A 19,741-nucleotide genomic window follows, 5' to 3' on the forward strand; every position below is an offset into this window, starting at 1 on the left:
GCCCCCGGAGTCTTGGGCAACGACAGCGACCCCAACAGCGATCCGTTGACTGCCAAACTGGTAACATTACCCAAAAACGGCAAGGTCAATTTCAACGCTAACGGTTCCTTTAGCTATACTCCCAATCCGGGTTTTGTCGGCTTGGAGGAATTTAGCTACAACATCAGTGACGGGGCATCCACCTCTGCGGAGACTCCGGTAAAGATCAATGTCACCAATCAGCCACCGCAGGCAAATAGCGACAGCTACACCATTCCCCGCGACAAGACACTCAATATTTCAGCCCCTGGACTCTTGGCTAATGACATCGACTCCGACGGCGACTTTCTAACCGCCAAACTTGATGCGGCCCCCAACAACGGCAAGGTAAATTTCAAGGCTGACGGTTCCTTCAGCTATACTCCCAATCAAGGTTTTGTTGGTACAGACAAGTTCAGTTACAACATTTCTGACGGGGTATTAACGTCTGCTTCGGTGCCGGTCAATATCACTATTATTAACCGATCGCCGATCGCCAATCCAGACAGTTACAGTACATTGGATAGCAGTGTTCTCAACGTGGATGCGATCGCGGGCGTCTTGGCCAATGACATCGATCCGGATGGCAACCCGCTGACAGCCGCCCCGGTTGCTTTGCCCAACAAAGGCAATCTCATATTAAATAAAAACGGCTCTTTTACTTATACTCCCAATACTGGCTTCTCGGGAACAGACAGCTTTACATACAACCTTAATGACGGAATCCTTGAGTCTTCGCCCGTTGCGGTGAACATTAGCGTCAAGAGTGCAGGCGCGTTTAACTTCAGTACCGCTAACTACACTGCCAGGGAAAACGGTACTGCTGCCACAATTACTGTCATTCGCACAAATACTGATGTTGCTGCTGATGTGAGTTACAGTACGTCGAACGGCACTGCTAATGCTGGCAACGACTATAATTCTGCATCGGGTAGGCTGAATTTTGCGATCGGCGAAACTCAGAAAACTTTTACTGTACCAATTATTGACGACTCCTTAGTAGAAGGCGATGAAACTGTTAATCTCAGCTTGAGTTTGCCTAGCAATGGTGCGATTTTGGGAACGAATTCTACTGCTATTTTGACTATTTTAGATTATACTCCGACGCCAACTCCCATTCCGACTCCCATTCCGACTCCAACTCCGACGCCAACTCCGATCGCAATTCCGACTCCCACGCCAGCGGAAACTCCAACTCCGACGCCGATCGCAATTCCGACTCCCACGCCAGCGGAAACTCCGACTCCGACGCCAACTCCGATCGCAATTCCGACTCCTACACCAGCGGAAACTCCCACTCCGACACCAGCGGAAACTCCGACTCCGACGCCAACTCCGATCGCAATTCCGACTCCGACGCCAGCGGAAACTCCCACTCCGACGCCAGCGGAAACTCCAACTCCCACGCCAGCGGAAACTCCAACTCCGACGCCGATCGCACCCATTCGCACGCCGATCGCAATTCCGACTCCGACGCCAGCGGAAACTCCCACACCGACACCAGCGCCTGGAGAAATGCCGATCGTTCCCATCGCACCTCTACCAACCGAAACCCCAACACCTGCGGTAATTCCTACTGGTGTTGAAGACTGTATGTGCGATCGAATCAATTTACCCGATCGCGCTGCCATTGACGGCCCCAACATCACTGCAAACACCCTCAACGGTACTGACGGTAAAGATACTCTCACCGGCAGCGATATTAATGACAGCATCAACGGTTTTAGCGGCAACGACTTGCTAATTGGCTTATTCGGCAGAGACAATATTTACGGCGGCCTTCCTAGTCCAGTTGCTGTGGGCGCGGATGCAGACAGCGACACAATATTTGGCAACGAAGATAACGACTACATTGTCGGGGAGGCTGGGAATGATGTTATTTATGCGGGCAAAGATGACGATCTGGCGATCGCAGGCAAAGATGATGACATAGTGTGGGGCGACAAAGGCAACGATACCTTGTTTGGCGATCGAGGTAATGACAGTTTATTTGGTGGCACTTCTGACTCATCTGATGGCGATTTAACAGGAAAAGATTTGCTGTTTGGGGATAAGGGCAACGACCTTTTATACGGGCAAGAAAGCGAAGATACTCTTGTTGGTGGCGATGGCAATGACACCATCCACGGCGGCAAAGATAACGATCTAATTTGCGGCGAATCAGGCAACGATTTGCTGTTTGGAGATTTGGGAAGTGATACGATCTGCGGTGGCGACGGCGACGATACAATTTTCGGAGATATTTACAATATTCCAAAAAATGGTAGCAGTCAAAAAGATTATTTGTGTGGCGGTAGTGGCAACGATCTAATTTTTGGTGATGAAGATGCGGATAAATTGTGCGGCGGTGAGGGTAAGGATACTCTTTATGGTGGCAAGGGTAATGATACTTTGATTGGAGGAAGTGGTGACGACTGGTTGATTGGAGATTTAGGAAAAGATACGCTGCAAGGGGGAAGCGGGCGCGATTACTTTTTGTTGACTGCGGGAGAAAGTGGCGATGTAATAGCTGATTTTAGGCAAGGTGAGGATTTATTGGTTTTGACGGGAGGCTTAAATGTCGATCGACTCAGCATAGTTCAAGATGGCGGTGCAACTTTAATCAAAATTGCCAATACAGATCAAATATTAGCTACTCTCAACGGCGTGCAAGCTAATTTCATCACCCAACAGGATTTTAGAGTAATTGAGTTGGGTTTGTAGATTGAAGATAGCCGTTGAAACCGCTTCGAGGGTGCAAAATCGAATTTGCTGACGCTTGGGGGCGATCGGCATTCCGACAACCGCAAGCTAAACTAAAAGCAACCCCTGATTCACCCCAATTTAGCTATGCCTAGATGGTTCAATACCGCCGGCCCCTGCCGCGCTGATATCCACTATATGCTGTCTGCAACCAGTCGCGTCCCCAACCTAGAACGACTGATAGCCCAGGAAAACTATTTCGTCATCCACGCACCCCGACAAATCGGCAAAACCACTGCCATGTTGTCTTTAGCCAAACAACTCACTGAAAGCGGACAATATACCGCTGTCATGCTGTCAGTTGAAGTGGGCGCACCTTTCAGTCAAGATATTCCTGGTGCTGAAGATGCTATTCTCGGTGCTTGGAGGCGAGCACTTTCTATCAGATTACCCCAAGAGTTACAACCTATAGCTTGGTCTTCATTAGAAGCCGGACACCGCATCGGCGATGCACTCAGTCTTTGGGCTGAATCTTCCCCTCGTCCTTTAGTTATTTTGATTGATGAAATTGATGCCTTACAAGACCTTGCTTTAATCTCTATTCTACGTCAATTACGCGATGGTTATCCCAATCGTCCAAACGCTTTTCCTCAATCAGTTGGTTTAATTGGTTTGCGAGATGTGAGAGATTATAAAGTGGCGGCAGGTGGCAGTGACAGGCTCAATACTTCTAGTCCATTTAATATTAAAGTTCGTTCCCTCACTATGCGGAATTTTAATGCTGCTGAAGTGGTAGAACTCTACAATCAACATACAGAAGATACCGGACAAGTTTTTACAACAGAAGCCTCAGCTTTAGCTTTTGAATTGACTCAGGGACAACCTTGGTTAGTGAATGCGTTAGCTAAAGAAATTGTAGAAGAGTTAGTCACTGATGAATCAATAGAAATTACAGCAGAGCATATTTTAACCGCTAAAGAGATTCTGATTAAACGACAAGATACGCATTTAGATAGTTTAGCAGAAAAACTCAGAGAAAACCGAGTCAAAGCCATTATCGAACCGATTTTAGCCGGACGAGAATTGCCCGAATCTTCCAATGACGATCGCCAATATTTGGTAGACTTGGGTTTACTCAGACGCGATCCGGCTGGGGGGCTAGTCATCGCCAATCCGATTTATCGAGAAGTTTTACCGCGAGTTTTAGCCCAAGGCCCCCAAGATAGTTTACCGATTATCAGTCCCAGTTGGTTGGGCGCCAACGGAGAATTAAACACAGATGCCCTTCTCAAGGCCTTTCTCGCCTTTTGGCTGCAACATGGCGAACCGTTGCTCAAAAGTGCATCTTATCCCGAAATTGCGCCACATTTGGTGTTGATGGCGTTTCTGCATCGGGTGATTAACGGTGGGGGAACGTTAGAGAGAGAATATGCGATCGGGCGCGATCGCATGGATCTGTGTTTGCGCTATGGTGAGGTGACATTGGGAATTGAACTGAAGGTGTGGCGGAATAGGAAAGTCGATCCTTTGAGTAAAGGTTTGGAACAGTTGGATGGGTATTTAGCTAGATTGGGACAAGATAAAGGTTGGTTGGTAATCTTCGATCGCAGAGACAATGCACTAGAATTGGAAGAACGGCTGAAAACTGAAATTCATGCTAGTCCATTGAACCGGGAGATTACAGTTATTCGTGCGTGATGATTTCTTCTGCAAGTTTAGAGAGTTATAAAATGTTCAAAAAACTTTATGGTAACAGAAAATTGTCTAAGCTTGCGAAAGGTATGTTGTTGGGCTTTAGCCCTCTTAGAGTAGTGATTATAGTGATTATATAGCAATACAGTTGACTTAGGAATGAGAATTAAATAACTTACAATTTGATGGTTTTTGTGGGATGGGCGGGAGAGCCCGTCCTTTATGAACGGGCTCTCCCGCCCATTCCACTTTCCTTGTATAAATTATTTAATTTGCGATCCTTAAGAAAAATCTGACTTGCCAAAAATGCCTGTATTGGCAGAAAATCGTCATATAAAATTATTCAAAAAGCGTTAAATAAACCGTATTAGATTATATAGTAAGCGAGGTCGCATCAAAAACTCCATTTACAATCATACCTCATGTTTATGATAAATGCTATAGCCTTTATCATAAAGGTGAGGCATGACTGATAGCTTATAGAACCTCTTAAATCCCGAGGGCTAAAGCCCAACAACGTACCTAATTTTATCGCACCAATGCCCTATTTAAAACCAGTCAACACCCCATAAATTGCCCAAATCGCCATCGCCCGCAAATAGTGACTCGCCCGAAAAGTCCCCCCAGCCGTAATCGCTTCCGGCGTCCGAAACTGCAACCCATTCTCATAAATCTGCTTCACCACCACATCCGTCAACTTAAACGCCTTATCCTCCATTCCCATCTGTACCAAAAAAGCCGCCAACCCAAAATTAATCCCCGTCCAAACTTCCAAAGGATGAGTCGCATTCGGATTTTCCGGCGAACCGTTCAACATCACCCCATTCGCCGCACCAAACTCACCATCATTGAACTTCAAAAAGCAAGATTCATACACAGTTTCTAAAGCGCTGACTGCACATTCAGGCGGCACAATATCCGGCAATCCCAACAGTTTTGCGTAAAATTGACCGCACAATTGGTCGGCCATCACCACTTCCGAATTACTCTCGCTGTCCAAACGGTAATATTGACCGTTCCACAGTTTTTCTTGATAGCTAGGTCTTGCTTGTAGCAGCCAACTGTGATATAATGCAATCTTCTCTTGCGGATTCGGAAGTATATCCGGTGCTGCATCTTCTAAGATTTCGCCGATCGCGATCGCACTTTCCAGCGCCGCCAACCACAAACCGCCGCAATACGCACTAATCCCCCGCATTTGCCAATCATCAAACGTCTGATCCGGCGCACCCGAATTCTCAGGAATGCCATCCCCATCCTCATCAAAAGTTTTCAGATAAGCCAAAGCCTCAACAATCGCCGGCCAACACTCTTGCAAAAACTCACAATCTGTGCCACCAGTCAACAGGAAATCCCGATAAACCTGCAACACAAAATCGCAAGGTAAATCCTTCCACAAATTGCAATCTTGATAGCTAGTATAATTCGTTTTTTCCCAAGGATGTTCGTTGGGAGCACCCAAATCGTGCGGCGTCGCACCGACAGCTTTTCTAATCGCCGCAGCTTGATTCCAACCAATAACTCGCGGAGTATCGTCACCCGCAGAAATTGCCCTAGCAAAGGCAATCATGACAGACTTTTCTAATTCAGGCCACAGCATCAATAAAGCAAAAGAACCGTAAAGCCGCACGTCCAAACTTTCGTACCAGCGGTAATCAATACACTCCAAAACCCCAAATTGACCCTTCGGATCGCGTTCATCTGCTGCACTCCAGAGACTACCGCCCTGAGTTAAAATGTACAATTCATTAAACAGCGCCATTTTAAAACTATCTGACAAATCAGTCCGTTCTAAAATCGGTTTTTGCCAAGCTTCAATATTTTCGCGCCAAGTATCCGAATGCTTCATCGCCGTGCGAATAATCGGCCAGACATTTTTGCCATTGCGCCCGAAGAAATCGGTATAACGGCGGTAGTAAGAAACTCCCGATGCAAATTCAGTAACGGGCAAATCCCAAGCTATGATAAAGGGGATTTTGCGAGTTTTACCTGGTCTAACTGTAAACCGAACTGCGATCGCACAAGCTAACTGTTCTCCTGGGGCGGCGGCTGTCTCATCTTTGTCATCCAACAAGAAACCTTGTTGAGAAAAGTGCCGCCAAATATCCTCGCCGTCTCCCGCGGGATTCCAGCGAGTTTGATAGAATACTTCTACCGCCGGATTGGTAATAGTTGCGATCGCCCATTGTCCATCACCTTCTTGTGGTTCATCATCAGCCGTCAACCGCGTCATCACGCAACCAAAACGGTGAAAATCTTCCACCAACAAATTCATATTTCCGCCACTTTCTCCCCACCGGGATTTATAGTCATAAAATGGACTGCCATCATCTCGCACCTTGACTTCCGGCGACTTGTTGGCATTGGTAAACCACCCGACAATATTCTCCCAAGTTAACATGATGCTGAGAGTAATCGGCGCATCTGTTGGATTGTGCGCTACCCATTCAAACATGGCAACTGGGTAACTGCTTTCTTGATAATTGTTCGGCAATATTGGAGAAAATTGCTCGCAGCTTAATTGAGCTTCAAACACATTTTCGTAAACATACCAACTGCGCGGATATAAAGCATGATAACTACCAGAATTATACTTGCATCCCGTTACTTCTTCTTGCTCTTCTCTTCTTCCTTCTTCCTTCTTACTTCTTCCTTCAGAAGGATACCATTGCCAACTAGATAAACTGCCATCTGTAGGCGGTTCGGTTGACAGTGCATAGGCTTGTTTTTTGCCTTTTGTTTCTTCAAATATACTGAACTGACAAGCTGGTAAACTGCGAAAAATGTGCTCGCCGCCGTCGATGTGCCAGAGGTTGAAATCACCTCGGGGCGATCGCCCGATGCAGCCTGCACCGAAGCCACCCAGAGGCATTCCGTGCCAGGGCCCGTCGTCGAGATTGCTTGCGTAGCGGACTGTATAGGGATTGTCCCAACCGAGGCCGATGGCGCGTTTCCAGGTGTGTGGAGGAATGTTTGAATTGGATGTGCGATCGTTCATGATTTGATTTTGGTGGCAAGGGCGATCGGCGCAAGTGTCGCAGAGCCTTAATAGTATATAATTGAAATTAACAGTTTACCCTACTGCGGAACAAATCAGATGAGTCGAGCCATAAATTTTCAAACTGTTTCTTGGTTTTGGGATCTCTACACAAGAGGTCTACTTGACCTTGAGCCACCTTATCAAAGACGCAGTGTTTGGAATCAAGAATATAAAGACTTTTTCATTGATACTGTACTTAATGGATATCCTGCCCCTGCTATCTTTTTGTATCAAGAAATCACATCTGAAGGCATATCTAAGTATAGTGTTGTTGATGGCAAACAAAGGTTATCTACTTTATTTGAGTTTGCTGAGAATAAATTTCCGGTAAGTGAACAAGCAACTTTGACAAGACTGACAGGTAAATCTTTCAAAGACTTAGAAAATGAAGTCAAGCAAAATTTTTGGAAATATCAGTTTGCTGTTGAATATGTCCCATCCGACGATGAACGAATCATCAATGATATATTTAACCGAATCAACCGTAATGTGATCAAGTTAACACGTCAAGAACTGCGTCATGCAAAGTTCAATGGCGGATTTCTCACTACTGTAGAAGATTTAACTGACTGGATAGCTGCAATTCTCCCACCAAGCTTTCCCTTAATTCCTGCAAAAGACAAAAAACAAATGAAAGATGTAGAGTTTGTGACTCTACTTTTATTGTTTCTAGAAGAAGGAGTTAAGTCTTATCGTCAGGATGATTTGGATAAAGCTTTTAACGATCGAGATTTAGCTTGGGAGGAGCAAGATGAAATAGCATCTGAATTTAAACAAGTTATAGAATTAATAAAAGACTTGTTAGATGTTTCGCCTAAAGATATAAATTTATGCAAAACAAAACTCAAAAATCAAGCTGACTTTTATTCATTTTTTGGCGCGATCGCAGAATTAAAGCGTGAAAAATCATTAAATATAACAGCCGATGTCTGCCAGAGAATTTACGAATTGATGGAATTAGTAAAATCTCCTGAATTAGCAATAAAAACTCAAGAAGCTCAAGCTTATTATGAGGCAATCACAACTTCATTGGGTTCATCAGGAATTGAAAAAACTAAAACTAGAATTAATATCTTAAAATTATTGATTTCAGGAAATACTAATTTGTAATCAATCTGTAAAATATCGAATTTATGATTTATCCTTCTATTTTAGACCGCCAATATGAACAATATCTTCCCTTCGTCCAAGAGGTTGCAAAGCTAGTAAAAGAAACAATGCTAAATTTTTGTGACAACAAGGGATATGCACTGACTTCTAGAATTAAAACTATTGAATCTTTAGCAGAAAAAATTGAGACAGGTAGATTTGAAAAATGGTCAAAACTAGATGACTTATTTGGTTGTACAGTCATTATCCCAAATTTATCACAAGAAAAAGAGGTAATTAAATTTTGTCAAGATACTTTTCAGGTTACTCAAACAGTCAAAAGAGGACAGAATAAAAAATCTCCCGATACTTTTAAATTTGATTCAACTAGAATTTATGCCCGCTTAAAAAGTGTAGATGATAGCAATATCGATAATTTTTTGAGTATTTTTAATGTCATCTTTGAAATTCAAATAAAAAGTGCTTTTGAACACGCATGGGCAGTTTCAACCCACGATCTAGTTTATAAAGGTTCGGAAATTGACTGGAAGAAACTCCGTTTAGCAGCACAAATAAAAGCGATTGTTGAACAGCTAGATACAATGATTCTGGCATTTGAACAAATATCTCCTGCTATACAAGAAAGTGAGGATCCTGAAACAAAAAAAAAGCGTCAACTAGCTATTGCTACTCAAGAACTATTCCAGCGAGAAAAAATTCCCGAAGAACTTAAGCCCAAAGATATGACCCGTTTTTGCGATAATTTATATGGTATTCTTGTCAGGGCTGGAAAAGTGGATAAAGTTCAAGAGGTTATTAAGTGTATTACAAAAAAAATTAATTCAACTCCCAGCAAGCAAATTCCCAGAAGTATCTCCCTATTACAGTATTTTTTGGCGATTTTAGTAGAAGCAGAAATTATTATTTTGCCTTTAGATAACTATTATTTTCATATAACATCAGAATTGCTTACGCTTTATCCAATTTTTCAGAACAACGTTGATTTGATTTTTGAATACGATCTTTGATAATTTTAACACAAACCCGATCGCCTAACGGGGCAAAATATCATCTAATCGAAGTTGCAAACTCTTTAACAGAGGAGAAATAATCCGTTCACCCATGCGAAATTGTTGTTTGGCATAATCTTGATCGATTAGTTGACAAACGGTGACAGTAGGTTGTTTCGGTTTACCGATAAAAGCCACGCCTCCCAATCCGCGATAATCAACAATCCAATATTCTGGAATTCCTAAAAGAGCATATTCTTCAACTTTTCGGGCATAATCTGTTTCCCAGTTAGTGCTGACGACTTCTACTGCCAATTTAATCGATCGCCCCAGCGTGATTACAGGCTCTCTTTCCCAGAGGGGTTCGCTAATCAGGGCAGTTTCATCTAACACTACAATATCGGGACGGCGGGCAGTAGCTGCGTCGGAAAATGGACGGATCAAACAAGTGCGGGGAATGAACCAAGGTAGTTTTTCTGCTGCGATCGCAATTACTATTTGAGCTACCAGTTTACCACTGACGGTTTCGTGGGGGCCTGTGGGTGACCTGTCAACTAATTCTCCGTCAGCAAGTTCGTAGCGGGGGTTGTCACAGTATCGATCGACAAATGCTTCAAAGGTGAGGATTTTTTGCGCGGTGTAAGCCATTAGAAATCAATACTTTTTTGCTTGATTTTAATTACTTTAGTTTAGCATTCTTCTCGAATAAAACTAACCCGGAGATCCCCCCTAGCCCCCCTTAATAAGGGGGGGACAAGAAATATTCTCAAAGTCCCCCTTCTTAAGGGGGATTTAGGGGGATCTAGACTTCGATAAAAACGAGAGAGACAGAGGGTTTCAGTTTTAAGTTGACATGAATGTTGAAAATCTTATTCTATCAACTAACCAAATCCCAAATCAGTTCCTTTTCCCGCGTGAACCAAAGCCAACTTTTCGTAACGCTTGGCGTGTTCCACCAACTCCGCAGATTCCTCTTCAGACAAGTCTCGCAGCCGCTTGGCAGGCACTCCAGTCACTAGCGTGTGAGGGGGAACATCCTTCGTCACAACCGCCCCTGCACCGACGATCGCACCTGTGCCGACTCTCACTCCGTCCAGGACGATCGCCCCAATCCCGATCAAACAGCCCCGTTCAATGTAAGCTGAATGAATGACCGCTCGATGTCCTACTGTCACAAAATCTTCTAAAACAGTCGGTTTCCCCGGATCGCCGTGTAGAATTGCTCCATCTTGGATATTGGTACTTTTGCCGATCGCAATTCGTTCTACATCCCCCCGCACCACCGCCCCGTACCAGATACTAGCGCCCGCAGCCACCTCTACCCTGCCGATGACAACAGCGCCCTCAGCGACAAAAGCAGCTTCGGAGAGATCCGGCAATGGCCAATAGGCAGGAAGTGCAAGCAGAGGTTCGTTGAGATTGCTCATCTTTTTGGTCGATCGTGATACTTCTAGCAGATTAGCTGGTTGTTGATACGGGATATAATAAGACTATTTGCCACTTTTGCAGATAAATATGCTGGGACGCAATAAATGATTGAAGTTGCCTTGCAATACCCGATGTTTGGCCCGGAAATTCAGTGTCCACACTGTCGCCAAACAATTCCGGCTTTAACACTCACGGATACCTATTTGTGTCCGCGTCACGGGGCATTTGAGGCAGATCCAAAAACGGGGGAACTGGTTCACCTTCAGTCTGGGCGACACTGGCGCCGCTGGGAGGATGAATGGTATCGCCAGCACACTCACCCCGACGGAATTCGGTTTGAAATTCACGAAGCGCTCGATCGACTTTATACTCAAGGGTACCGAGCAACTCGCGTCATCGTTGCCCAACGTTATCGAGACTTAATCAGCGCTTATTTGGAACGCAGCACGCCTTGGCGGGGCCAGCCGGATTCGCCACGCCCGAGGCTGTACGGTTTACCTGTGGATTTTAGCCCCGATCCCCAAGAGGAACCTTGCTGGGAAGTGATTAATTTTGATTTGGAAAAAGAGCCGGGAGTTCCAATTAGATATCCCTATTTTCGATTGTTTGAATAGTCCGTTGTCCGTTGTCCGTTGTCCGTTGTCCGTTGGCAGTAGTTATTAGTTTATTAATTTCTTAGTAGTAGGTGACAAATAACATAGGATAAATAATAAGTGCCAACTACCAATTGACAACTACCAATTGACAACTGCCAACTATCAACTGCCAACTGTCAACTATCAACTGTCAACTATCAACTGTCAACTGCCAAATGCACCACGCCTCGATTCGCACTGCTAACATTCATCGGGCGATCGCCTTTTACGAACAGTTAGGCTTTACTGTTAGCGATCGCTTTACCACAGGTTACACCCTAGCCTGTTGGATGGAAGGTCTCAACGGACGCATCGAACTCATTCAAATCCCCGAACCAAAAGCCGCACCGGATGCTTTCGGTGACGAGCATTATGTTGGATATTATCATTTATCTTTCGATTTAACTGAGGCGACAACTGATTTGCCCAGTTGGTTGCAGTCTCTCAAACAGCGGTTTGAGGAAGCCGCTAAAGACGAACCAAACCAGTTTCAAGCTTTGAAAGTTTTATTGGAACCGACTCAACAGGCGATCGGGCAAAATGTTTATGAAGTAGCTTTTATTGCTGATACCGACGATTTGCCCTTAGAGTTTATCCGGCGTCTTAATTCTATCAATTCTGAAAAGTAGGAAAACGGCATTGCCGTGTCCGACCCAGGAGTTAGGACTTTTAACTTTGTTTGATAGCATCATTCAATCGTAGATATTAGATGCAACAAAGCACGAGCCATTAATATCATGTCCTGTCAATTAGCATCACAAAAACCGTTCGTAGTGCGGACTGAAGTCCGCTATACGGCTGCGGACTGATATCAAATCCGGTAGCATCGGAATAATATATTTGAATTATGTAGTGCGAGCGTCTCGCTCGCGATCTATGTCGCGAGCGAGACGCTCGCACTATATAATTCCGATGCACCCGGAAACGATATGAAGTCCGCACTACGAACCAATCTTACTGGCTGCGGACTGAAGTCCGCACTACGAACTAATCTTACAGTGATTAATCGATGCAATCAATTCTTGACAAAACAAAACCCGCCGGTGCGGGTTTCATCTTAAAACTAATTGTTATTGTCTGACGGTGTTCAACTACTTTTTAGGAGCAAGAGCCTCATTACCAACAGTGGGACGTACCGATGCAGCGCTAGTTTTCAAAAGTGCGATCGCCTGCGCGTAGCAAGGATCGTCCTTCGTCGCAACCAACGTCGGTTTATTAGCTAATTTCAGCTTTTGTTCGTCGCTAACTTCCACCTTGACATCGGGAGTAACGCCCTTGTGACTGATATCCGTACCGTTGGGAGTATAGTAGTGGGCGATCGTCACCGCCAATCCCGAACCGTCAGACAAAGGATGCGTAGACTGCACCAAAGCTTTGCCAAAAGTTTGGCCGCCCATCACAGTGGCGCGCTTGTTGTCCTTCAGCGCACCGGCCAAAATCTCGCTGGCGCTGGCCGAGTTGTTGTCCACCAACACCACCAAAGGCTTGTTAGTGATTGCAGTGCGGTTGGCCCGCATTTCCTGAGAATCTCCCGCACGATAGACTGTACGGACGATCGCCCCAGAATCCATCCACATCTGCGCGATATCAATGCTCACCGACAGCAACCCGCCGGGATTACCCCGCAAATCCAACACAAAAGCGTCAGCTTTCTGCTCCGAGAGATTTTTAATCGCCCGCTGCATTTGTTCGCCCGCGTGGGAGCTAAACTCTTGCAAGCGGATATAACCGACATTCTTGTCAGCTTCCTTCTTAAGGCTGTAGCGAACCGCTGCTACCTCAATTTTCGCCCTAGTCAGAGTAATATCAAACTCGCTTTTGCCCTGACGAGCAATCCGCAGCGTGACTTTCGTGCCTTCGGCACCCCGAATTATTTGAGCCGCATCCGCGACAGTCATACCTTTGGTAGGTTTGCCGTCAATCACCAAAATCGTATCGCCAGCTTGAATCCCTGCCTTCAGGGCTGGGGAATTTTCCATCGGCTCAACTACCGTGATCGCTTTCGTTTTCTCGTCTTCTTCGAGCCTCATCCCCACCCCTGTCAGTTCCCCGGAGATTTGACTCTTCAGCGCTTCGTACTGTTTCGGATCCATGAAGCGGGTGTAGGGGTCTTTTAATTTTTCTAGGGCATTGCGGAGGGCAGTGTAGGCAGCTTCGCGAGAAGTATAATTTTTGCTGAGCAATTCTTGGCGGGTAACTTGCCAGTCAGTCTTGTTAAAGGTTGGATCGACATAATCTCGGTTCACAATTTGCCAAGCTTCGTCTAAGACAGCTTTGGGGCTATCTTGAAGTTCGGCGCGGACTGACTGACTCAGACTGGGAACGAGTAAAGATATCGAAGCGGTTGTTGCCATCGCCCCAGTGAACAGGGCTGCCTGTAACTTAGAAAAGCGTCTGCGGGCTTGATTCATTGAATTTTGGCTCAATTCTATTTTTGATTGTTGATTTGAGATTTAAAATTGCTAAAAAATCTCAAACTACCACTTAAACTATGTTGTGGAGGCCATAGCATCCCTTTGGATAGTTTAACCAGCTTTATAGTCGATCGCCAACCAATCATTACTCTATTTTAATAAACTTAATTTAAAACTTGGATTTAAATGTCTCATGGAAACTAAAATCGAAAATTTTTCGCGTAAGTGGTTGAGTCTGCTCGTTAATGGAGTTATCGGTGCAGCAGCGCTGGCTGGAGTCATTACCATGCAGTCGATCGGGCAATTAGGCGGAATGACCTCAGTTGGCGTTGAGGAGCAAAAGCCGCTCTCTGCAATATCTGCTGCTAGTTTCAAGCAAGCCGCCCAGCAAGAAGCCCAGCAAGAAGCCCTGCGGCTGAAAATGCTCAAAAATCTCCCTAGTTTTGGGTTTGACAATTTAATTGCAGATTGGACATTTCTCAAATTTTTGCAGTATTTTGGCGATGACGAAGCACGAAATGTGACCGGCTACAATCTGGGCCAAGATTATTTTGACATAGTTACCCAGCGCGACCCCAGGTGGGCTGACATCTACCTGTTTCTGTCAACAGCCGTTTCTTTTTATCAGGGAAAACCTGAAACTGCTATTAAGTTCATCGAGCGGGGTACTAACGCCTTGTCGCCGCAAATTCATCCCCAAGCGTGGATAGTGTGGCGAACAAAAGGTCTTGATGAGTTACTGCTGTTGGGAGACATTCCCGAGTCAATTCGCTCTCACGAAATGGCTGCTGAGTGGGTGGAAAAAACCCCGGATGGGAAGAAATTGGCGCCGATGTTTCGAGCAACTGCTGAGTTTTTGCGCCGAGATCCAGATAGCGTGCCGGTGCGGTTTAATGCTTGGAGCGCGGTTTATTATCAAACAACTGATAAGTTGGTTCGTCAAAGGGCAAAACAAGCTCTTGTCAAGTTGGGAGCTCGGGTGCAAAAAGATCGGGATGGAAAGGAAAGTTTTATTTTGCCTCCCAAAAATTAGAGTGCACAATGCACGCTCCCGATCCTGTTCTGTGCAAATCTTAAAATAGTTTGATTTCTGTTTGAGTTATTTCGCGCCATTCACCGGGTTTGAGGCTTTCCAGACGCAAATGCCCGATCGCGCTTCTCACCAGCCGCAGCGTCGGAAACCCCACTGCTGCCGTCATCCGGCGCACTTGTCGGTTGCGGCCTTCGGTGAGAGTCATTTCCAGCCAAGCTGTCGGAATGTGTTTGCGAAATCGAATCGGGGGTTCGCGGGGCGGCAATTCGGGTTCTGCGGACAATAATTGCACTTTTGCCGATCGAGTCCGATAATCTTGAATGGTGACACCAGTTTGCAAACGGGCGATCGCACCAGCATCAGGAATCCCTTCCACCTGCACCAAGTAAGTGCGGGGATGAGCGAATTTCGGATCGCTGAGGCGGTGCTGCATTTGTCCGTCATCGGTTAACAGTAGCAAACCTTCGCTATCGCGATCGAGCCTGCCGACGGCATAAACATCAGGAATCGAAATAAAATCTTTAAGAGTGCTGCGTTTAGTTTCCCCTGAATTGTCAGTGAATTGAGTTAAAACATCGTAAGGTTTGTAAAATAAAATGTATCGATATGGCATAATAAATTAAATTAAAGATTAAAAAACTCCAATGATCGAGATAATTTTAACATTAAGTAGATTCGGATGAACTAACATTCTGCGCCAAAGCAATCATTTATTTATGTGCCGGTTCGCGTGCATACAAAAACATTGAATTCTTGTGAAACAGGCATCCTGCCTGTTCTTGAAAGTAGTCAAAATGCGAGCATCAATAAACTTAACTATATTTTACCACAAAGAATTGGTTTAAAGCCGGAACCCTTGTAGGTAGAAATTAAAAGAAGACTATTCATTACTCCAATCCTCGGACTGCCAGGTAGAGTTCGCCCTCATCTGTCAACTGTCAACTGTCAACTGTCAACTGAATGAATATGCCCGAAGCCACACACCGCGTTTGCATAGTCCTAGGAACTCGCCCGGAAGCGATTAAACTAGCCCCAGTAATTCAACTGTTCAAAAAATCGCCAAACTTTGACACCCAAGTAATTTTAACCGGTCAGCACCGAGAAATGGTCGAGCAAGTGATGCAGATGTTCGACCTGAAAGCCGATCGAGATTTAGCCATTATGCAGCACCAGCAAAGCTTGACAGATATCACTTCCCGGAGTTTGCATGGTTTGGAAGCCTTGTTTAAAGAGTTGCAGCCAGAAATCGTCTTAGTACAGGGAGATACAACGACAGCCTTTGCCGCTGCCTTGGCTGCATTCTACCAAAAAATACCCGTAGGTCACGTAGAAGCCGGATTGCGGACTGACGACGTGTTCAATCCCTATCCCGAAGAAGCTAATCGGCGGTTGATTTCGCAGCTCACACGGCTGCATTTTGCCCCAACAGCGCTGGCTGCGGATAATTTAGTGCGATCGGGCGTTTTGGGAGAAATTCACCGTACAGGCAACACAGTCATCGACGCTTTGCTATCTGTCGCCAAACGCGAACCCGAATGCAACATTCCCAACTTAGATTGGAGCCAACATCGCACCATTTTAGCAACAGTACACCGCCGCGAAAATTGGGGCAAACCATTAGCAGGAATTGCCAAGGCATTTATTCAAATCTTAGATAAATTTCCCGACACAGCCTTGCTCTTACCACTACACCGAAATCCCACAGTCCGGGAACCATTAAAAGCTCTATTGGGCGACCATTCAAGAATCTTTTTAACAGAACCATTAGATTACGCAGAATTAGTAGGAGCGATGCAGAGAAGTCATTTAATCTTGACAGATTCAGGCGGATTGCAAGAAGAAGCACCGAGTTTGGGTAAGCCAGTTTTAGTATTGCGAGAAACCACAGAAAGGCCAGAAGCAGTTTCCGCAGGCACTGCTAAACTTGTCGGTACAAATTCTGATACAATTACAGCAAAAGCCGCAGAATTGCTGAGTGATTCTAAAGCTTACGACGCGATGGCAATGGCAATTAATCCCTTTGGCGACGGCTTAGCCTCCTCCCGAATTTTGAAAATAGTTACAGACTACTTTTCGGAGTAAAAGTTAATCCTAAAAAAGGTTTGTAGTGAGGACTTTAGTCCGCATCCATCCGAGGACTAAAGTCCTCACTACAAACCAATATGATTGTGGTCATTCTAGGGAAAATGTATAAATCAAGCTCAAATAGGGTGCGCCGAAGAGCACCTTACAACTATCAGTAATCCCCACCACCGCCACCACCCCCAGAGTCACCACCACCAAAGCTACCGCCCGAGTCGCTACTGCTGCTACTACTGTAATCGCTACTACTGCTACTGCTACTGCTACTGTAATCGTTACTACTGCTACCGTAACCGTTGGTGCTATTACCGCTGGTTCTATTACCGTAATGACGCCTGCGACTATTAGAAGAAGAGCGGGAACTGGACATAATAGACCGAATTATCCATCCTATCAATAACACAGGCAAGGCAAGGATTAAGAAAAATATGAACACGCCACCTGATGAGTTATCATCCGTAACAACTGGCGATTGAGCAGGTATTGGCGACGGTGTTACCCCTTGTCCTGGTACTATGGGAGCCAAAGGCAGCGTATTTTGAGATTGAGTATTTGCAGACGGTTGTACGCCTTGTCCTGGTACTATGGGAGCCAAAGGTAGCGCGTTTTGCGATCGCACATTTGCGATCGGAGTTTGCAAAACATTAACTAACGCCTTTGTCCCCGCCAATGTCCCCCCGTCAAAGTCTTGCTGTTTAAATTTGGGCGTAATTTCCGTTTGAATAATACTCACAGTTTTCGCATCCGGCAAAATGCCTTGAATCCCGGTACCAGTTTCAATCTGAACGCGGCGTTCCCCCGACGAAATCAACAATAAAACTCCGTTATTTTTACCTTTCTTGCCAATTCCCCAAGAGTTAAATAATTCTGTAGCAAATGCTTTGGGTGTCGCGGATGGCTTAGTATCAGGCACTGTCACCACTGCAATTTCTGAGCCATTTTTCGCCTCCAACTCCGCAATCACCTGATTTAGCTGAATTTCCGTGCTGTCGCTGAGAATATTTGCTTTATCTGTTACCCAAGTGTGATTTTGGCGTGGATTCGGTACTTCTTGTACAGTTATAGCTTGGCTGGCTACCGGAAATACAATTGCTGACAAGCACAGCAAACTGCTGAAAGTTATTAGTTTTTTCCTAGATTGTAAGTGCATCGTTTCAGTCTCGTGAATAAGTGCTAATTTGGAATTAAAATAGATATGTCCGCCTAAGTACCATTAAATAATTATCTCGCTTTTACGTCAATTCATATTATTCATAAGCTCGATTCATAAAAGTCATAAATTCAGGTGCTTGTGCGCCTTACATTTATACTGCTAGACGCGCAGGTGGCAAGAAACCGGGTTTTTAACCAAAATTTTTGCCTAAAACCGTCAATCTCGGTTCAAAAACCCGGTTTTTTAGTGGGCGAGTGTCGTCAACTAAGGAACGAAAATTTAATAACTTACACATATTTGTCGGATGGGCGTCCCGCCCGTCTTTTCTGGACCGGCGGGACGCCCATCCCAGAATAATTAAAATTGTAAGTTATTTAATTCTCATTCCTAATTTAGATATATTTAAGGAGAGGGAAGTTGTGGCTGAAAATTCCTGCTGCCTTTATAACCCGATAAGATAGCAATTTTTTCCAAAGATAGCCTACCAGTGTAATATTTACCGCGAATTTCCCAAGTGGGATAAGCTTTAATATTAGCTGCTTTGCACAAATCTGGTTGAGCATCTTTACCTCTGGGATCGCACTCAATGTAAGTAATCGCGGTAAATGCGGGTTGGCCGAAAAGTTCTTGTTGCGTGTGACAGTGAGGACACCAGTAAGCACCGAACATTCTAGCTTTGATAGTCTGCAAATGGGTTGCTAAAGCTATTTGATCCGGCACGGATTCGCTAGTAATTGGCGGGCCTTCTTGTTCGGTGACAGGTAATTTGGCAGGAGCAGGAGGCGGAGGAGGAGGGAGGGTTTGTGCTAAAGTTTGAGTGGATTTGTTGCTGAAACTGAACTGTGCAATTCCTCCGTCTGCTTTGGTACTGCCGAAAATGCCCAAAGTTAGGAAAATTGCGATCGCACAAAAGTTGAATTTGCTTACTCTCATTTGGGATTTCATCTGGGATTTGCTAGGATTTTACCAGTTTGGGCGATCGTTTCTGCAACATCGCAATATTGACGGAATATCAAGTATATGCTATCTTATCAATAAATAAGTGGTAGCTCAAATGAGTATCACCCAAAACCCAGAAGCAGAGCTGATGGAAAAAATTCGTAGTTTACCGCCAGATAAAATTACGGTATTAAAAGATTTTATCGACTTCCTATTAACGCGAAGTGAAGCTGGTGTTCTAGTTGATACTGTGACCAAACTCTCAGAAGCAGCTTTTGCTAAAATTTGGGATAACCCAGAGGATGCGGAGTATGCGGAGCAATTGGAAGAATCTGCGGCTCTCTATGCAGAAATCTATAAGGAAGATACAGACTTGCAAGAATTGACGGAGTATTGATATTACGAAGCGATCGCCCTTTCCCATTTTATTATTAAAAAATTAGTGGTTATGAGACTTGACAAAAAATGGCAAAATCTGCCATATTAAAAATAACGAGTTAAATGAGGTAAGTAATACCCGTGACAA

At 44.9% G+C, this 19,741-nt stretch carries 16 protein-coding genes; 9 read left to right on the forward strand and 7 right to left on the reverse strand.

Annotated elements, in window-relative coordinates:
- A partial coding sequence (locus JGK14_RS16715) for an Ig-like domain-containing protein (protein WP_325315286.1) occupies positions 1–2,721 on the forward strand: 2,721 nt, incomplete at its 5' end.
- Positions 2,722–2,847: 126 nt separating this feature from the next.
- Positions 2,848–4,398 (forward strand): ATP-binding protein, encoded by a 1,551-nt coding sequence (locus JGK14_RS16720; protein ID WP_293193460.1) that lies wholly within the window; start codon positions 2,848–2,850, stop codon positions 4,396–4,398.
- Between the two features lie 538 nt (positions 4,399–4,936).
- On the opposite strand, the gene JGK14_RS16725 is transcribed toward JGK14_RS16720, so the two are convergent.
- Positions 4,937–7,390, reverse strand: coding sequence for a GH116 family glycosyl hydrolase (locus tag JGK14_RS16725; protein WP_325315287.1), 2,454 nt, complete (start codon positions 7,388–7,390; stop codon positions 4,937–4,939).
- Between the two features lie 99 nt (positions 7,391–7,489).
- On the opposite strand from JGK14_RS16725, the gene JGK14_RS16730 reads away from it, so the two are divergent.
- Positions 7,490–8,542 carry a DUF262 domain-containing protein gene (locus JGK14_RS16730; RefSeq protein ID WP_293213052.1) on the forward strand — a complete coding sequence of 351 codons (1,053 nt, stop codon included), beginning with the start codon at positions 7,490–7,492 and terminating at the stop codon, positions 8,540–8,542.
- Positions 8,543–8,565: 23 nt separating this feature from the next.
- Positions 8,566–9,549 carry a hypothetical protein gene (locus tag JGK14_RS16735; RefSeq protein ID WP_293178618.1) on the forward strand — a complete coding sequence of 328 codons (984 nt, stop codon included), beginning with the start codon at positions 8,566–8,568 and terminating at the stop codon, positions 9,547–9,549.
- 24 nt (positions 9,550–9,573) lie between these two features.
- Here the strand turns inward: JGK14_RS16735 and JGK14_RS16740 are convergent, their stop codons facing one another.
- Together JGK14_RS16740 and JGK14_RS16745 are read right to left on the reverse strand one after the other, a co-directional pair.
- On the reverse strand, positions 9,574–10,179 hold the full coding sequence (locus tag JGK14_RS16740; RefSeq protein WP_293207613.1) for a Uma2 family endonuclease: 606 nt from the start codon (positions 10,177–10,179) through the stop codon (positions 9,574–9,576).
- A 233-nt stretch (positions 10,180–10,412) separates the two neighbouring features.
- Entirely contained in the window at positions 10,413–10,958 is a 546-nt protein-coding gene (locus tag JGK14_RS16745; protein ID WP_293213054.1) for a gamma carbonic anhydrase family protein, read from the reverse strand.
- A gap of 105 nt (positions 10,959–11,063) precedes the next feature.
- Between JGK14_RS16745 and JGK14_RS16750 the strand changes: the two genes are divergently transcribed.
- The gene (locus JGK14_RS16750) at positions 11,064–11,573 is read left to right on the forward strand and encodes a TIGR02652 family protein (protein WP_293178626.1); all 510 of its coding nucleotides are present in this window, start codon (positions 11,064–11,066) and stop codon (positions 11,571–11,573) included.
- Positions 11,574–11,770: 197 nt separating this feature from the next.
- Positions 11,771–12,223 (forward strand): VOC family protein, encoded by a 453-nt coding sequence (locus JGK14_RS16755; protein WP_293317941.1) that lies wholly within the window; start codon positions 11,771–11,773, stop codon positions 12,221–12,223.
- A gap of 462 nt (positions 12,224–12,685) precedes the next feature.
- Here the strand turns inward: JGK14_RS16755 and ctpB are convergent, their stop codons facing one another.
- Positions 12,686–14,005 carry a carboxyl-terminal processing protease CtpB gene (gene ctpB, locus JGK14_RS16760; protein ID WP_293178632.1) on the reverse strand — a complete coding sequence of 440 codons (1,320 nt, stop codon included), beginning with the start codon at positions 14,003–14,005 and terminating at the stop codon, positions 12,686–12,688.
- Between the two features lie 196 nt (positions 14,006–14,201).
- Here ctpB and JGK14_RS16765 point away from each other — a divergent pair, with 196 nt between their 5' ends.
- Positions 14,202–15,041 carry a hypothetical protein gene (locus JGK14_RS16765; protein WP_325315288.1) on the forward strand — a complete coding sequence of 280 codons (840 nt, stop codon included), beginning with the start codon at positions 14,202–14,204 and terminating at the stop codon, positions 15,039–15,041.
- 40 nt (positions 15,042–15,081) lie between these two features.
- On the opposite strand, the gene JGK14_RS16770 is transcribed toward JGK14_RS16765, so the two are convergent.
- Positions 15,082–15,654 carry a pseudouridine synthase gene (locus JGK14_RS16770; RefSeq protein WP_325315289.1) on the reverse strand — a complete coding sequence of 191 codons (573 nt, stop codon included), beginning with the start codon at positions 15,652–15,654 and terminating at the stop codon, positions 15,082–15,084.
- A gap of 353 nt (positions 15,655–16,007) precedes the next feature.
- On the opposite strand from JGK14_RS16770, the gene wecB reads away from it, so the two are divergent.
- Positions 16,008–17,123: a non-hydrolyzing UDP-N-acetylglucosamine 2-epimerase gene (gene wecB, locus JGK14_RS16775; RefSeq protein ID WP_293323970.1), complete on the forward strand. Its 1,116-nt coding sequence runs from the start codon at positions 16,008–16,010 to the stop codon at positions 17,121–17,123.
- A gap of 154 nt (positions 17,124–17,277) precedes the next feature.
- Here wecB and JGK14_RS16780 read toward each other — a convergent pair whose 3' ends face one another.
- Positions 17,278–18,273 carry a TPM domain-containing protein gene (locus tag JGK14_RS16780; RefSeq protein WP_293178644.1) on the reverse strand — a complete coding sequence of 332 codons (996 nt, stop codon included), beginning with the start codon at positions 18,271–18,273 and terminating at the stop codon, positions 17,278–17,280.
- 405 nt (positions 18,274–18,678) lie between these two features.
- Complete coding sequence (locus JGK14_RS16785; RefSeq protein WP_293178648.1) at positions 18,679–19,209, reverse strand: hypothetical protein; 531 nt, start codon at positions 19,207–19,209, stop codon at positions 18,679–18,681.
- Between the two features lie 121 nt (positions 19,210–19,330).
- Here JGK14_RS16785 and JGK14_RS16790 point away from each other — a divergent pair, with 121 nt between their 5' ends.
- A complete protein-coding gene (locus JGK14_RS16790; RefSeq protein ID WP_293178650.1) occupies positions 19,331–19,612 on the forward strand; it encodes a toxin-antitoxin system, antitoxin component, Xre family protein in 282 nt (93 codons plus the stop codon).
- Positions 19,613–19,741: the final 129 nt, after the last annotated feature.

The sequence above is a fragment of the Microcoleus sp. PH2017_28_MFU_U_A genome (assembly GCF_020738035.1).
Classification (GTDB): Bacteria; Cyanobacteriota; Cyanobacteriia; order Cyanobacteriales; family Microcoleaceae; genus Microcoleus.

Bases quoted from the DNA above. Each gene is read 5' to 3' on its own strand.
- JGK14_RS16765 (WP_325315288.1), top strand. From the start codon at position 14,202: ATGGAAACTAAAATCGAAAATTTTTCGCGTAAGTGGTTGAGTCTGCTC.
- JGK14_RS16770 (WP_325315289.1), bottom strand. From the start codon at position 15,654: ATGCCATATCGATACATTTTATTTTACAAACCTTACGATGTTTTAACT.
- JGK14_RS16790 (WP_293178650.1), top strand. From the start codon at position 19,331: ATGAGTATCACCCAAAACCCAGAAGCAGAGCTGATGGAAAAAATTCGT.
- JGK14_RS16725 (WP_325315287.1), bottom strand. From the start codon at position 7,390: ATGAACGATCGCACATCCAATTCAAACATTCCTCCACACACCTGGAAA.
- JGK14_RS16730 (WP_293213052.1), top strand. From the start codon at position 7,490: ATGAGTCGAGCCATAAATTTTCAAACTGTTTCTTGGTTTTGGGATCTC.
- ctpB (WP_293178632.1), bottom strand. From the start codon at position 14,005: ATGAATCAAGCCCGCAGACGCTTTTCTAAGTTACAGGCAGCCCTGTTC.
- JGK14_RS16755 (WP_293317941.1), top strand. From the start codon at position 11,771: ATGCACCACGCCTCGATTCGCACTGCTAACATTCATCGGGCGATCGCC.
- JGK14_RS16745 (WP_293213054.1), bottom strand. From the start codon at position 10,958: ATGAGCAATCTCAACGAACCTCTGCTTGCACTTCCTGCCTATTGGCCA.
- JGK14_RS16740 (WP_293207613.1), bottom strand. From the start codon at position 10,179: ATGGCTTACACCGCGCAAAAAATCCTCACCTTTGAAGCATTTGTCGAT.
- JGK14_RS16780 (WP_293178644.1), bottom strand. From the start codon at position 18,273: ATGCACTTACAATCTAGGAAAAAACTAATAACTTTCAGCAGTTTGCTG.
- JGK14_RS16785 (WP_293178648.1), bottom strand. From the start codon at position 19,209: ATGAGAGTAAGCAAATTCAACTTTTGTGCGATCGCAATTTTCCTAACT.
- JGK14_RS16735 (WP_293178618.1), top strand. From the start codon at position 8,566: ATGATTTATCCTTCTATTTTAGACCGCCAATATGAACAATATCTTCCC.
- JGK14_RS16750 (WP_293178626.1), top strand. From the start codon at position 11,064: ATGATTGAAGTTGCCTTGCAATACCCGATGTTTGGCCCGGAAATTCAG.
- JGK14_RS16720 (WP_293193460.1), top strand. From the start codon at position 2,848: ATGCCTAGATGGTTCAATACCGCCGGCCCCTGCCGCGCTGATATCCAC.
- wecB (WP_293323970.1), top strand. From the start codon at position 16,008: ATGCCCGAAGCCACACACCGCGTTTGCATAGTCCTAGGAACTCGCCCG.